General features: G+C 73.2%; 12 protein-coding genes. 5 read left to right on the top strand and 7 right to left on the bottom strand.

Annotation, left to right across the window (positions count from 1 at the left end):
• Positions 1–33: 33 nt before the first annotated feature.
• Entirely contained in the window at positions 34–606 is a 573-nt protein-coding gene (locus tag ACIQCH_RS27440; RefSeq protein WP_030201897.1) for a cob(I)yrinic acid a,c-diamide adenosyltransferase, read from the bottom strand.
• Positions 607–860: 254 nt separating this feature from the next.
• Between ACIQCH_RS27440 and ACIQCH_RS27435 the strand changes: the two genes are divergently transcribed.
• From ACIQCH_RS27435 to ACIQCH_RS27425, 3 genes are all read left to right on the top strand, one after another.
• The gene (locus tag ACIQCH_RS27435) at positions 861–1,709 is read left to right on the top strand and encodes a 3-hydroxyacyl-CoA dehydrogenase family protein (RefSeq protein ID WP_030201896.1); all 849 of its coding nucleotides are present in this window, start codon (positions 861–863) and stop codon (positions 1,707–1,709) included.
• Between the two features lie 213 nt (positions 1,710–1,922).
• On the top strand, positions 1,923–2,246 hold the full coding sequence (locus ACIQCH_RS27430; RefSeq protein ID WP_030201894.1) for an STAS domain-containing protein: 324 nt from the start codon (positions 1,923–1,925) through the stop codon (positions 2,244–2,246).
• Positions 2,247–2,598: 352 nt separating this feature from the next.
• On the top strand, positions 2,599–5,364 hold the full coding sequence (locus ACIQCH_RS27425) for an ATP-binding protein (protein ID WP_402585117.1): 2,766 nt from the start codon (positions 2,599–2,601) through the stop codon (positions 5,362–5,364).
• Between the two features lie 643 nt (positions 5,365–6,007).
• Here ACIQCH_RS27425 and nucS read toward each other — a convergent pair.
• Entirely contained in the window at positions 6,008–6,679 is a 672-nt protein-coding gene (nucS, locus tag ACIQCH_RS27420) for an endonuclease NucS (protein ID WP_402585115.1), read from the bottom strand.
• Positions 6,680–6,890: 211 nt separating this feature from the next.
• Here nucS and ACIQCH_RS27415 point away from each other — a divergent pair, with 211 nt between their 5' ends.
• Entirely contained in the window at positions 6,891–7,283 is a 393-nt protein-coding gene (locus ACIQCH_RS27415) for an SCO5389 family protein (protein WP_402585113.1), read from the top strand.
• Between the two features lie 91 nt (positions 7,284–7,374).
• On the opposite strand, the gene ACIQCH_RS27410 is transcribed toward ACIQCH_RS27415, so the two are convergent.
• Positions 7,375–8,421, bottom strand: coding sequence for an LLM class flavin-dependent oxidoreductase (locus tag ACIQCH_RS27410; RefSeq protein ID WP_402585111.1), 1,047 nt, complete (start codon positions 8,419–8,421; stop codon positions 7,375–7,377).
• 242 nt (positions 8,422–8,663) lie between these two features.
• Between ACIQCH_RS27410 and ACIQCH_RS27405 the strand changes: the two genes are divergently transcribed.
• Positions 8,664–8,990: an ATP/GTP-binding protein gene (locus ACIQCH_RS27405; protein ID WP_402585109.1), complete on the top strand. Its 327-nt coding sequence runs from the start codon at positions 8,664–8,666 to the stop codon at positions 8,988–8,990.
• A gap of 36 nt (positions 8,991–9,026) precedes the next feature.
• On the opposite strand, the gene ACIQCH_RS27400 is transcribed toward ACIQCH_RS27405, so the two are convergent.
• The 4 genes from ACIQCH_RS27400 to ACIQCH_RS27385 form a co-directional block, all read right to left on the bottom strand.
• On the bottom strand, positions 9,027–9,851 hold the full coding sequence (locus ACIQCH_RS27400) for an ABC transporter permease (protein ID WP_402585107.1): 825 nt from the start codon (positions 9,849–9,851) through the stop codon (positions 9,027–9,029).
• Entirely contained in the window at positions 9,848–10,954 is a 1,107-nt protein-coding gene (locus tag ACIQCH_RS27395) for an ABC transporter ATP-binding protein (RefSeq protein ID WP_402585106.1), read from the bottom strand. Before ACIQCH_RS27395 ends, ACIQCH_RS27400 begins: the two co-directional genes overlap by 4 nt.
• A gap of 253 nt (positions 10,955–11,207) precedes the next feature.
• Positions 11,208–11,987, bottom strand: a complete 780-nt coding sequence (locus ACIQCH_RS27390) for an ABC transporter permease (RefSeq protein WP_402585104.1) — start codon at positions 11,985–11,987, stop codon at positions 11,208–11,210.
• 2 nt (positions 11,988–11,989) lie between these two features.
• Entirely contained in the window at positions 11,990–13,057 is a 1,068-nt protein-coding gene (locus ACIQCH_RS27385; protein ID WP_402585102.1) for an ABC transporter ATP-binding protein, read from the bottom strand.
• Positions 13,058–13,103 lie beyond the last annotated feature (46 nt).

The raw sequence follows: 13,103 nt of genomic DNA, 5'->3' as shown, positions 1-13,103 counted from the left end.
ACCGGCCGCCGCGACGGCCGGTCACCGCTGGGGTCAGCGTTCGCCGCCCGGCACCCACAGCACGTCGCCGACCTCCTTGTTGGCCGTACGGGCCAGGATGAACAGCAGGTCGGACAGGCGGTTGAGGTAGGTCGCCGTCAGCGGGTTCATCGTCTCGCCGTGCACCTCCAGCGCCGCCCACGTGGAGCGCTCGGCGCGCCGTACGACCGTGCAGGCCTGGTGCAGCAGCGCCGCGCCCGGGGTGCCGCCGGGCAGGATGAAGCTGCGCAGCTTCTCCAACTCCTCGTTGAAGCGGTCGCAGTCCGCCTCCAGCCGGTCGACGTAGAACTGCTCGACGCGCAGCGGCGGGTACTCCGGGTCCGGCACCACCGGGGTGGCCAGGTCGGCCCCGACGTCGAACAGGTCGTTCTGCACGCGGACGAGCACGGTGACGACCTCCTCGGGCAGCTGCCCGAGGGCGATGGCCGTGCCGAGCACCGCGTTGGCCTCGTTGGTGTCCGCGTACGCCGCGATCCGCAGGTCGGTCTTGGCGGTACGGCTCATGTCGCCGAGGGCGGTCGTGCCCTTGTCGCCGGTGCGGGTGTAGATGCGCGTCAGATTCACCATGGGTCCAGCCTAGTTACGCGCGGGTCCGATGCGGGGGTGCTGTGCCCACGATCACGGTCGTGGCCCGCCCCCCGGCGGGCGCCCCGGCTGACCGGGCGGGCCGGGCCGTCTCGGTGTCGTGCGGGTGTGACGTCCGTCATGTGAGACGTGACGCGCATTACTTCACAGTCACACGACCCCTCACGGGCGCTAATCTCCGGCCGAGAGCAGTTGTGTGGAACGCGTGCCTGCGTCAAGAGAACAAGGGGTGTGCAGTGGCTGGGAAGCTCGCCGTCATCGGTGCCGGACTCATGGGTTCGGGCATCGCGCAGGTGTCCGCTCAGGCGGGCTGGGACGTCGTGCTGCGCGACGTCACCGACGCGGCGCTGACCCGCGGTACGGACGGCATCAAGGCCTCGTACGACAAGTTCGTCTCGAAGGGCAAGCTGTCCGCCGAGGACGCGGAGGCCGCGCTCGGCCGCATCACGACGAGCACCGACCTCGGCGCGGTCGCCGACGCGGACATCGTCGTCGAGGCCGTCTTCGAGAAGCTCGAGGTCAAGCACGAGATCTTCCGCAGCCTCGACGAGATCGTCCGCGAGGACACCGTCCTGGCCTCCAACACCTCCGCCATCCCGATCACGAAGATCGCCGCCGTCACCAAGCGCCCCGAGCGCGTGGTCGGCGCGCACTTCTTCTCGCCCGTCCCGATGATGCAGCTGTGCGAGCTGGTCCGCGGGTACAAGACGAGCGACCAGACCCTGGCCACCGCCCGCGAGTTCGCCGAGTCGGTCGGCAAGACCTGCATCGTCGTCAACCGCGACGTGGCCGGCTTCGTGACCACCCGCCTCATCTCCGCGCTGGTCGTCGAGGCGGCAAAGCTGTACGAATCGGGCGTGGCGTCCGCCGAGGACATCGACATCGCCTGCAAGCTGGGCTTCGGGCACGCGATGGGACCGCTGGCGACCGCCGACCTGACGGGCGTCGACATCCTGCTGCACGCCACCAGCAACATCTACACCGAGTGCCAGGACGAGAAGTTCGCCCCGCCGGAGCTCATGCGCCGCATGGTCGACGCGGGCGACATCGGCCGCAAGAGCGGACAGGGCTTCTACACGCACTGACCGCGCAGAGCGCACGACCGGCGCCCGGTCCCGCCCGCCACGGCGGGCGGGGGCGCGCGCCGGTCCGTCCGGACCGGTCCCGGGACTCACCCCTGAGGGTGAATTCGGTATCGGTTCGCTCACGGTCGGCAACTTCGCCCCACCTGGCGCAGTCAGTTGCAGTGAGAGTTGCCGACCATACGCACGCACGCAGTACTGCCGGGGAGCACACACATGAACATCAGGGGCGACCACACCGGACTCGCAGTCGGCGGCCGCCTCGACGTGCGCAGCGCGGCGGACGCCCGCACCGCCCTGCACAGCGCGCTCGACGACGGGGACGGGGACCTCGTCCTCGACCTCACGGGCCTCGACTCGTGGGACGCGACCGGACTCGGCGTCATCATGGGCGCCCACCGGCGGGCCGGGCGCACCGGCCGCCGGCTCGTGCTGCGCGGCGTGCCGCCCCAGATGCAGCGCCTGCTCGTCGCCACCCGGCTGCACCGGATCCTCGCCATCGAGGGCGGACTCGCGGCGGAGACGCTGCCGCGGGTGTGAGCGCACGGGTGGCCGGAGCGTGCCGGCGCCCGGGGTGGATGCGGGTCGCGGACACCCGCCGCTGACGGGGGTCGCCGACACGGGTCGCGGGCCCGGCGCACGGACGGACGGCGCGACCCCTCGCGTCCGGGGCCTGACCCTACGGGCAGGTAACGGGTCGGGGCGTGTTGAGGCCGGAACGTGATGAAGCGGTGGGGATGGGACCCCGGCTGTTCCTGGATACTGGCCCAACGTCTAGGGTTCGGCCGTCGGCCCCTGTCAACCCTCGGGGCGGACGCCGGACCAAAGCTGCAGCGGAGTGTGCGAAGGCCGGGAAGGACGACGGCGCACGACGCGATCGGGGGGCTTGGTCATGGAGCGGACATTCGGCACACCGGAAGAGCGCTCGTCAGTGCCGGGGGGCGGCGCTGACGGAGCGGGCACGACGGGGGGATCCGGCGCGGCCGGGGGGCCCGCCGCCGACCCGATCGACACCGTGCGCCACTCGCTCGTCAAGGGCGCCACGAACTCCGGCCCGGCCCGCATCACCCGCCTCCTCAGCGGTGACTACCTGCTGACCGTCAACCCCGTCGACGGCAGCGAGATAGAAGCCCGCCGCCCCGACACCGAGACCCCCGGCGACGCCCGTCGCGACGCCCGGTCCCGGGCCGCGATACGCAGGGCGGCCCAGCCGCCCGTCCCCTCCGGTCCGCCGGCCCCGATCCTGCCGCTGCTGGAGCGCGAGGAGGAGCGCGAGCGCCTGGTCCGCCTGCTCAGCCGCGGCCGCTCGGTCCGCCTCACCGGCCCCGCCGGATCCGGCCGTTCCGCGCTCCTCGACGCCGTCGCCGACGCCTGCGCCGACCTCGCGCCCGACGGCGTCGTACGCCTCTCCGGACACCGGCAGAGCCCCACCGAGCTGCTGTACGCCCTCCACCACGCGGTGTACGACGCCCCCGGCTACCGGCCCGACCGGGCCGAGCTGCTCGAGCGGGTGGCCGGCATCGGCGCGGTCGTCGTCCTCGACGACCTCGAGTGCGGCGGGGAAGCGCTCGACGAACTGCTGCGCGCCACGCCCGAGTGCGCCTTCCTGCTCGCGGCCACCCCCGACACTCCCGCCCCCTCCGAGGACTCCCACCTGGAGGAGATCTTCCTGGGCGGTCTCGGCCGCACCGCCTGCGCGGTGCTGCTGGCCGCTGCGGTCGGCCGCAAGCTGACCGACGAGGAGACCGCCTGGGCGGGCGACCTGTGGTTCGCCTCCGAGGGGCTCCCGCTGCGCTTCGTGCAGGCCGGCGCGCTGCTGCGGCAGCGCGACGAGCTGATGGGGGTGGTCCCGGACCCCGCCGCCGACGCGGTCGCCGACGCGGTGCCGGGCTCTGACATCGATGCCGAGGAACCCGGGGTCTTCGAGAAGCGGGCCCCGGCCGTCAAGCTGCCCGCTCTCGCCGAGAGCGCGGCCCCCGCCGCGCTCCTGGCCTCCCGGCTCGGCGAATCCGCGCGCGAGGCACTGCGGTTCGCGGTGGCCCTCGGCGGCGAGCTGCCGCACCAGGCCCACCTGCCCGCGCTGGTCGGCGACACGCACGCCGACACCGCCGTCGGCGAACTCCTCGCCTGCGGCCTGATCACCGCCGCCGGACCGCGCTACCGGCTGGCCTCCGGGGTGCAGCGGCAGCTGGAGGAGGCCGGTTACGGCGACGAGGCCGCCGCGCACGCCCTGACGGCCGCTCAGCACTACGCCTGGTGGACCGGGCACCCCTCCGTCGCCCCCGAGCGGGCCGCGGCCGAGGCGGACGCCGTACTGGCCGCCCTGGCCGCGCTCGTGGCCGCCACGCCCGAGGACGGGCGGCCCAGCGCCGCCGTGCTGCTCGCCCGTACCGCCGCCCCCGCGTTCGCGGGCGGGCTGCACTGGAGCGCGTGGGAGCGGGTGCTGCGGGCCGGGCAGGAAGCGGCCCGGATCGCCGGCGAGGTCGCCGAGGAGGCGTACTTCCACCACGAACTGGGCATCCTGGCGCTCTGCGGCGGCCGGTTGGACCGGGCCCGCGCCGAGCTGGAGGCCTCCATCGGACTGCGCGGGGCGCTGGCCGACAAGCGGGGCATGGTGGCCGGCCGGCGCGCACTGGCGCTGGTCGCGGACCGCACGGGCGGGCCGCTGTCGCCGCCGCTGATGCTGGCCGCGCCGCCGGTGGGCCCGGCGTCGGATGCGCGGACCGAGGTGCTGCCGCCGGTGCGGGGCGGCCTGCCGGAGATCGACCTGGAGCTGGAGGCGGAGCCGGTCGTCAAGGACGCCTTCCCGACGCTCGCGCCGCCGCGCGGCGACGTCACGGCGACGCCGCCGGTGCCGCTGCCGTCGGTCTCGGGCCGGGGCCCGGTGCCACTGGGCGCGGACGGTAGGGGCTTCCCGGGTGCCGCGGGCGGTGCCGGCCCCGCCGGGCCGGCGGCGGGCGCGACCGGGCCGACCGGGGTCGCCGGGGTCCGGGGCGGCACGCCCGCGTCCGGGCACCAGTACTCGCCGACCGACGTGACGACGTCCTTCGCCGCGGCCGGCCTGCGCGCCGGTGCCGCCCGGCCGGGTGGCTCCCGCGGCGGTGCGGGCGGCAGGGTCGCCGGGCTGTTCAGCGGGGCCCGGCGCAACGTCGTGGCCGCGGCGGCCGGCGCGGTGCTGGTGGCCGTCCTCGGTACGGCCGTCACCCTCGGTCTGAGCGGTGGGGAGCAGAGGACCCCCGGGCAGGGCACGCGCACGGAGCAGTCGGTGACCGGCGGCTCCGGCGACCCGTCGGCCACCGAGGACGACACGGCTCCGGAGGACGACGCGACCGACTCGCAGGAACCGGCCGCCCCCACGATGACGGACGGGCCCGGCTCGTCCGACGAGCCGACGCCGGGGGTCACGGGCAGCGCGACGGCATCGGCGTCCCCGTCGGGCGGGACGCGCTCGCCGTCGACCGGGCCGTCGCCGTCGCACACGCGGTCCACGTCCCCGAAGCCGTCGGACTCGGCCACGCCGCCGAAGCCGTCGGAGTCGGCCACGCCGCCGAAGCCGTCGGACGATCCGACGCCGCCGACCAAGTCGCCGACCCAGCCGACCGATCCGACGGGCGGCAACACCTCCGACGGCGCCACGGGCACGTCCCCGTCCTCCTGACCCCGCCGGCCGCCCGCCGGTCCGCCCCCGACCCCGCTCGGCGGGTGGGCCGGTCCCGCCCCTCGTACCGGGGTGGGGGCGGACCGTTGCCCGTGCCGCGCCGGTGGGCCCTGCGGGGCGAGTTCCCCTCCCCACCCCTTCCCGCAACCGTGGCTTGCGACCACGGACGCCGCCCCCACCGGGCTCCGCCCGCGTGAACCCGGGCGCTGCGCGCCGGGTGCGCTCAATCGCCGCGCGGGCTGGATTTGGCCGCCGCTCGGCGGTGGTGGGCGCCGCGTGCCCAGGGCTCCGCCCGCGTGAACTCGGGCGCTGTGCGCCGGGTGCGCTCAATCGCCGCGCGGGCTGGAATTGTCCCCACCAGGCTGATGTACAGCCCCGCCGGCGTTTGAGGCGGAGCGGCGCGGAGCGCCGGCTCGGGGCATGCGGGGCTCCAGCCCGCCCGGCGTTCGAGGGCAGAAACGGTGAAGGGGCGGGGAGGGGAACGGCCCCGCAGGGCAACGGACCGCAGGAGGCGGCGGCGGCGCGCCGGGGACCGTACGGCCGCGGCCCGTCGGCGTGGGGGACGCGGACGGGCCGGGGGAGGAGGGGGCGGTGGCTGCGGGGCCGACCCCGGGCGCGAGCCCGGAGCGGGAGGCGACCCGGGTCAGAAGAGGCGGAGCTTGTCGTCCTCGATGCCGCGGAGGGCGTCGTAGTCGAGCACGACGCAGTCCATGCCGCGGTCCGTGGCAAGGACCCGCGCCTGCGGCTTGATCTCCTGTGCGGCGAACACGCCCTTCACCGGCGCGAGGTGCGGATCCCGGTTCAACAGCTCCAGATAGCGCGTCAGCTGCTCGACGCCGTCGATCTCGCCCCGCCGCTTGATCTCGACCGCGACCGTCGCCCCGTCCGCGTCCCGGCACAGGATGTCCACCGGCCCGATGGCCGTCATGTACTCGCGCCGGATGAGCGTGTAGCCCTCGCCCAGCGTCTCGATCCGGTCGGCGAGCAGCTCCTGGAGGTGCGCTTCCACGCCGTCCTTGATCAGCCCCGGGTCGACGCCCAGCTCGTGGGAGGAGTCGTGGAGGACTTCTTCCATCGTGATGATGAGCTTCTCGCCCGCCTTGTTGATGACGGTCCAGACGCCGGCGTCGTCACCCGTCCCCTCTTTGAGGGTGCAGGGGGGAGACATCCAGTTGAGCGGTTTGTACGCCCGGTCGTCCGCGTGGATCGAAACGCTCCCGTCGGCCTTCACGAGGATCAGCCGGGGGGCGGAGGGCAGGTGGGCGGTGAGCCGGCCCGCGTAGTCGACGGAGCAGCGGGCGATGACGAGACGCATGGTCCGCAACGCTACTCGACCGACCGGCCCCGACGCGATTCGCCCCCGAAAGCCCCCTTCGTTAGTGGCTCGTTGTATGCGCATTCTCCTGGTGCCGTACCCAACGGGCGCCTACCGTGTTAGCGGGAGGTTGCGAAGCGTGCACGCTGCGTCGCGGCCTCCTTCCCTGCCCGTAAGACTCCGGTCACCCGGGGTCGCGAGAGGAGAACCCATGTCGCTCGACGTCTCACCGGCCCTACTCGAACAGGCCGAGCGAGGCGAGGTCGACGAAGCCGCTTTCGTCGACTGCGTCCGGACCTCCCTGCCGTACGCATGGGAGATGATCAGCTCTCTGGTGGCCCAGCTGAAGGTGGACGGCGGGGACCTCGCCGACAACCAGACGCCGCCCCCGGACGAGCAGGCCCGCGGCCAGCTGCTGCGCGCCCTTGCGAGCGACGCGATACGCGGTGCGCTGCAGCGGCACTTCGGCGTGCGTCTCGCGTTCCAGAACTGTCACCGCGTGGCGGTCTTCCCGCTGGACCCGGCGGTGGACGAGCGGCTCGCCCGCTTCACGTCCGTACGGGCCCAGTTGCTCAACCAGTCGCCCGAGCTGCGCGACTGCTAGAACCCCGCTGCCGCTCCGTATCGCGGGAGGTGCAACTGATACCGGAGCGGCAGCCCCCGTGCGGGACGCGGGCATCGCGGGCGTCGGCCCGTCATCCGAGGTGGGGCAGGACCTCGGCGCCGAGCCGCCGGACGTTCTCCTCCGTCGCCGCCAGTTCACCGGAGCCCTCCACGAGCAGGGCGAAACGTCTGATGCCCGTGCGCTCCGCGGTGGCCGCCAGCCGGTCCGCGGCGAGCCGGGGGGTGCCCACCGGGTGCAGCGCGCAGAGCAGTTCGGTGTACGCGACGGGGTCCCGCATCGTCCGCACCCGCCCGTCCACCGTCACGTGGGCGTCCAGCCCCTGCCTGAACCAGCCCGGCATGGCCTTGAGCAGCAACTCGCGCGCCTCGCTGGTGCGGTCCGCCAGCTGAGCCACCCCGGCCGAGACGTGCCCGGCCGCCGCGACGGACTCGGGGGAGCGGCCGGCCGCCAGCGCGGTCTCGCGCCACAGGGCGACCATCGCGGCCTTGTCCTCGTCTCCGCAGTGCATGCCCAGCAACATCGGCAGCCCCCGCTCGGCGGCCAGCCGCACCGACGCGGGCGAGGTGCACGCCACGACCACCTCGGGCGGCCCGCCGTCCCCGTCCAGCGCCTCCGCCGGCCGCGGTACGACCGGCACCTCGCGGAAGGCGTACCGCTCGCCGGCGGCCCCCACCCGGGGCTCGGTGAGCCAGCGCAGCAGCAGGTCCAGCGACTCGGGGAAGTCCCGCTCGTACGCCGGCAGGCCGGAGCCGAAGACCTCCAGGTCCACCCACGGGCCGCCGCGGCCGACTCCGAGCGTGAACCGCCCGCCGGAGGTCAGGTGCAGCAGCGCGGCCTGCTCGCCGAGCGCCACCGGATGGGCGCTCGGCAGCACGCTGACCGCCGTGCCCACCCGGATCCGTCGGGTCCTCCCGAGCAGCAGGGCCGCCAGCGTCACCGCCGACGGGCACACGCCGTACGGAACGAAATGGTGCTCGGCCAGCCACACCGAGCCGAGCCCGGCGTCCTCGACCACCTCGGCGGTCCGCACCGCGCGGTGCAGCGCCTCCCCCTGTCCCTGGCCCGGGAACTGGGCCGCCAGTACAAATGCCCCTACGTCGAACGTTCCCACACGCATCGCCTTCTGCCTCCTCGCGGCTGACGCGGCTCCCCCATGGCAACAACGTCTGACACGTGCCAAAGGCACGGGCAGGGGCGGAAGTTATTGAGATTGTCGGGGAATCAGTCCCGAGGTGGCCGGGACGGCCGTCGTCCGCCGCGGTCCCCGACGCTCCTCCCTACCGCAACCATGCGGTCATGCCCCGGCGCGGCGCGTAGTCTGGGGGAAATCCCTGTCCGCCGCCGCCCCGTGAGGTATACGTGTCACCGCGCCACAATCGCCCCCGCCGGGGCGAGAGCCCGGACGAGCCCCCTAGCACCGGATACGACCGCTACGGGCTGGAGCGCGTCGAGGAGTACCAGGGCGAGGACTGGCGGGTCCGCCAGGTCGCGGGGGCCGGCGCGGCGGGCAAGCGGTACCGCTGCCCGGGCTGCGACCAGGAGATCCCGTCCGGCGTGCCGCACGTCGTGGCCTGGCCGGAGTACGGCGGCGTGGACGACCGGCGCCACTGGCACAAGGCCTGCTGGAACGCGAAGGACCGCCGCACCTCGCGGGTGCAGCGGTCCCGCAACGCCCCCCGCCACTAGGGGTCGGGCCCCACGTCACCGGGTGGCGGGGCCGGGTCACACGTCCCGGGCCGCCACCGACCGGTACGAGGCGAACACCGCCGCAGCCGTGATCCCGGCCAGCACGAGCAGCTGGGGCAGACCGCTCTGCGGGCCGTCCAGCTCGGTCGCCGGCATCCCGAAGACCGAGGCGAGCCCGACCGGCGCGCTGTAGGACAGCAGCAGCTGCCCCACGTGCAGCGTGCGCTCCCAGATGAACAGGAACGTCGGCATGATCGCCGGGAGCGCCAGCGCACCCAGCATCGTCGTGACCGCGCCCACCGAGTGCCGCAGCAGTGCGCCGACCGCGAGGCCGAGCAGACCCAGCAGGGTCACGTACGCACTGCCGCCGACCAGTCCGGACACGGCCCGGCCGAAGGCGTGCGGACCGGCGCCGGGGCCCGCGTGCAGCACCATGGTCATGAGCGTGACCAGGGTGACGGAGCCGAGGACGACGGTGAACGCGAGGACGGCGAACACCAGGTACTTCGCCGTCAGGACCCGGTACCGGTCGGGGGCGGCGGTGAAGGTGGTGCGGATCAGCCCGGTGCCGTGCTCGGAGGCGACCATCAGCACGCCCAGCGTGATCACGCCGACCTGGCCGAGCATGATGCCCATGAGGCCGGGCAGGGTGAAGGGCTGGAAGCTGTAGTCGCCGTCGTCCGTGTTCGAGGCGAGCAGCATGCCGATGCCGACCGTGACCACCACCGTGGCGATCAGCGACCAGACCGTCGAGCGGACCGTCCGGACCTTGGTCCATTCGGACAGCACGGCGTGCCCGAGGGTGGGTCTGGCGATCGGGATGTCGGAGACGTACCCCTGGGTGGCGGTGGTCCCGCTCATCGGTCGTCCTCCTTCCGCTCGCTCGTACTCGCCAGGTCCGCGGCCTGCGCGGGCATCAAGAAGGGCTTGCCGCCCGCTCCGGGCGGCGGCGGCGCGTACCAGCCCTCGGGCCCGATCCGCTCCGGCTCCTCCTCGGCCCAGGCGTCCGCCGGCGGCTCCGGCTCGCGCAGCTCGGCCCGCGGGTCCTCGGTGGAGGTGAACTCCAGCGAGCTCTGGGTCAGGCGCATGTACGCCTCCTCCAGCGAGGCCGTGTGCGGGGAGAGCTCCCACAGCCGGATGCCGGCCCCGTGCGCGACGTCGCTGATCCGCGGCAGCGGCAGACCGGTGACGCGCAGCGCACCGTCCGGTTCGTGCAGCACGGCGGCGCCGGCCCCGGTGAGCAGGGTGGCCAGCCGGTCGGCGGCGCCGGGCTCGTCGTCCGCGGTCCGCACCCGGCCGAAGCCGGCCGAGTTGTGGGAGATGAAGTCCTGCACGTTCATGTCGGCCAGCAGCCGGCCGCGGCCGATCACGATGAGGTGGTCGGCGGTCAGTGCCATCTCGCTCATGAGGTGGGAGGAGACGAACACGGTGCGGCCCTCGGAGGCGAGCTTGCGCATGAGGTTGCGCACCCACAGGATGCCCTCGGGGTCGAGGCCGTTGACCGGTTCGTCGAAGAGCAGCACCTGCGGGTCGCCGAGCAGGGCGGCGGCGATGCCGAGCCGCTGGCCCATGCCGAGGGAGAAGCCCTTGGTGCGCTGCTGCGCCACGTCCTGGAGGCCGACCACGCCGAGCACCTCGTCGACCCGGCGTTCCGGGATGCCGGAGAGCTGCGCGAGGGCGAGCAGGTGGTTGCGGGCGCGGCGGCCGCCGTGCAGCGCCTTGGCGTCCAGGAGGGCGCCGACGTGCCGCTGGGCGTTGGGCAGCTCCCGGTACGGGTGGCCGCCGATGGTGACCCGGCCCGCGGTGGGGCGGTCGAGGCCGAGGATCATGCGCATGGTCGTGGACTTGCCCGAGCCGTTGGGGCCCAGGAAGCCCGTCACCGCGCCCGGCCGGACCTGGAAGGACAGCTGGTCGACGGCGGTCTTCGTGCCGTAGCGCTTGGTCAGGCCGACTGCCTCGATCATGCCTCTCTCGCCCTCGTGAGCCGGGGTGCCGTTCGTCCCGGCAGGAAGTAAGAGAGTATCGGCCGGTTGACGGTTCCCGCCCGGGGCGGAAGTCCCGTCCGGTGTGGATCAGGGTCGAATCAGGGTTGGGTCAGGGTCGTCCCTGAGAGGGGGGTGGGGGTGGGCGGGGTCGGGGGCGGCTCGCTTCGGGGGTGGGTCCCGCGAGGATGGGGTGGCCCGGGGGTGGGGGACCCACGGGGGATGGGTGGCTGCGCTAGGCGTCCCGGCGGCGTAGGACGGCGTAGCCGCCCACCAGGGCGGCGGCCACCCAGAGGAGCATGATGCCCAGGCCGCCCCAGGGGCCGTACGGGGCCTGGTCGGAACCCATGGCGCGGGGGACCACCTGCATGATCTTGGAGCCGGCCTGGTCCGGGAAGTAGCGGGCCACCTCCTTGGCCTTCGGCACATTCGACAGGATCTGCGAGATCAGGAAGAAGAACGGCACGAGGATGCCCAGCGACAGCATCGAGCTGCGCAGCATCGCGGTGACGCCCATGGAGAAGACCGCGATCAGGGCCATGTAGAGGCCGGCCCCCACGACCGCCCGCAGGACGTTCGGCTCGCCGATGGACGTGCGGTGGGAGCCGAGCAGGGCCTGGCCGAGGAAGAAGGAGAGGAAGCTGGTGGCCAGGCCGACCAGCAACGCCAGGACGCCGGCCACCGCGACCTTGCTGAAGAAGAACGTGGCCCGCTGCGGGACCGCGGCCAGTGAGGTGCGGATCATGCCGGAGCTGTACTCGGTGCCCACCACCATGACGCCGAAGACCACCATGGCGAGCTGGCCCAGCACCATGCCGGAGAAGCTGACCAGGGTCGGGTCGAAGGTGGCCCGCTCCAGTTCGGAGAGGTGGGTGAACTGGGACTTGGTCAGCGCGGCCAGCCCGGCGCTGAGGCCCACGGTGACGACGAGGGCGGAGATGAGGGTCCAGGACGTCGAGGCGACCGTACGGATCTTGGTCCACTCGGACGTGAGGACGGCGGGTACCGCAGCCACGCTCAGTCCTCCTTCCTCGTCTTGGTCGTCCTGGTCGCCTTGGTCTCGGCGGTCTTCGCCCGTGCCTCGGTCCACGAGCTGCCCCAGCCGGGTGCGCCGGGAGCCTGGCGCGGCTCCTCCGCCAGGGGGCCCGTCGGCAGGGGCAGGCCCGCGGCGTCCTCGCCGGGGGAGTGCGCGTGGTACTCGACGGTCTCGGCGGTCATGCGCATGAAGGCCTCCTCCAGGGAGGCCCGCTGGGGGCTGAGCTCGTGCAGCACGATCTGGTGCCGGGCGGCGAGCTCGCCGAGTTCCTCGGAGGTGACCGCGTCGATTTCGAGTGCCCCGGAGCCCGCGCTCACGGCGGGGATTCCGTTACTCGCGAGTAGGTCCTTGAGGTGTTCCTGCTGGGGCGAGCGGATGCGCACATAACTGCGTGAGTTCTGCTGGATGAAATCGGCCATGGAGGTGTCCGCGAGGAGTCGGCCCTGGCCGATCACGATCAAATGATCCGCAGTCAGTGCCATTTCGCTCATGAGATGGCTGGAAACGAAGATCGTTCGCCCTTCGGACGCCAGACCTTTCATCAGATGTCGGATCCAGTGAATTCCCTCGGGGTCCAGACCATTGACGGGTTCGTCGAACATGAGGATCTTCGGATCGCCGAGCAGTGCGGAGGCGATTCCCAGCCGCTGGCCCATGCCCAGGGAAAAACTCTTCGTCTTCTTGCGCGCCACCGCCGTCAGACCGACCGTGTCCAGCACCTCCGCCACCCGGCTCGCGGGGATGCGGTTGGACTGCGCCAGGCAGAGCAGGTTGTTGTACGCGCTGCGGCCGCCGTGCATGGCCTTGGCGTCCAGCAGGGCCCCGATGTACTTCAGCGGTTCGTCGAGCTCCCGGTAGTGCCGGCCGTCGATCCGGACCGTGCCGCTGGTCGGGTTGTCGAGATCGAGCATCATCCGCATGGTGGTCGACTTGCCGGCCCCGTTGGGCCCGAGGAAGCCGGTCACCACTCCGGGCCGCACGCGGAAGCTGAGGTCGTCGACGGCGAGTTTGGGTCCGAAGCGCTTCGTGAGGCCTTCGAGCTCGATCATGCCGCTCACGCTAGAACGGCCCAGGGCCCCCCGCCACCGGAGTGAC

The sequence above is a fragment of the Streptomyces sp. NPDC093225 genome, assembly GCF_044753805.1.
GTDB lineage: Bacteria > Actinomycetota > Actinomycetes > Streptomycetales > Streptomycetaceae > Streptomyces.
Note: the sequence above shows the minus strand (reverse complement) of the source record. Positions and strands in the feature narration are given on the sequence as shown.

Coding starts and splice junctions, on each gene's coding strand:
- ACIQCH_RS27395 (WP_402585106.1), bottom strand. CDS start 10,954: ATGATCGAGGCAGTCGGCCTGACCAAGCGCTACGGCACGAAGACCGCC.
- ACIQCH_RS27385 (WP_402585102.1), bottom strand. CDS start 13,057: ATGATCGAGCTCGAAGGCCTCACGAAGCGCTTCGGACCCAAACTCGCC.
- ACIQCH_RS27400 (WP_402585107.1), bottom strand. CDS start 9,851: ATGAGCGGGACCACCGCCACCCAGGGGTACGTCTCCGACATCCCGATC.
- nucS (WP_402585115.1), bottom strand. CDS start 6,679: ATGCGTCTCGTCATCGCCCGCTGCTCCGTCGACTACGCGGGCCGGCTC.
- ACIQCH_RS27410 (WP_402585111.1), bottom strand. CDS start 8,421: ATGCGTGTGGGAACGTTCGACGTAGGGGCATTTGTACTGGCGGCCCAG.
- ACIQCH_RS27415 (WP_402585113.1), top strand. CDS start 6,891: ATGTCGCTCGACGTCTCACCGGCCCTACTCGAACAGGCCGAGCGAGGC.
- ACIQCH_RS27440 (WP_030201897.1), bottom strand. CDS start 606: ATGGTGAATCTGACGCGCATCTACACCCGCACCGGCGACAAGGGCACG.
- ACIQCH_RS27425 (WP_402585117.1), top strand. CDS start 2,599: ATGGAGCGGACATTCGGCACACCGGAAGAGCGCTCGTCAGTGCCGGGG.
- ACIQCH_RS27430 (WP_030201894.1), top strand. CDS start 1,923: ATGAACATCAGGGGCGACCACACCGGACTCGCAGTCGGCGGCCGCCTC.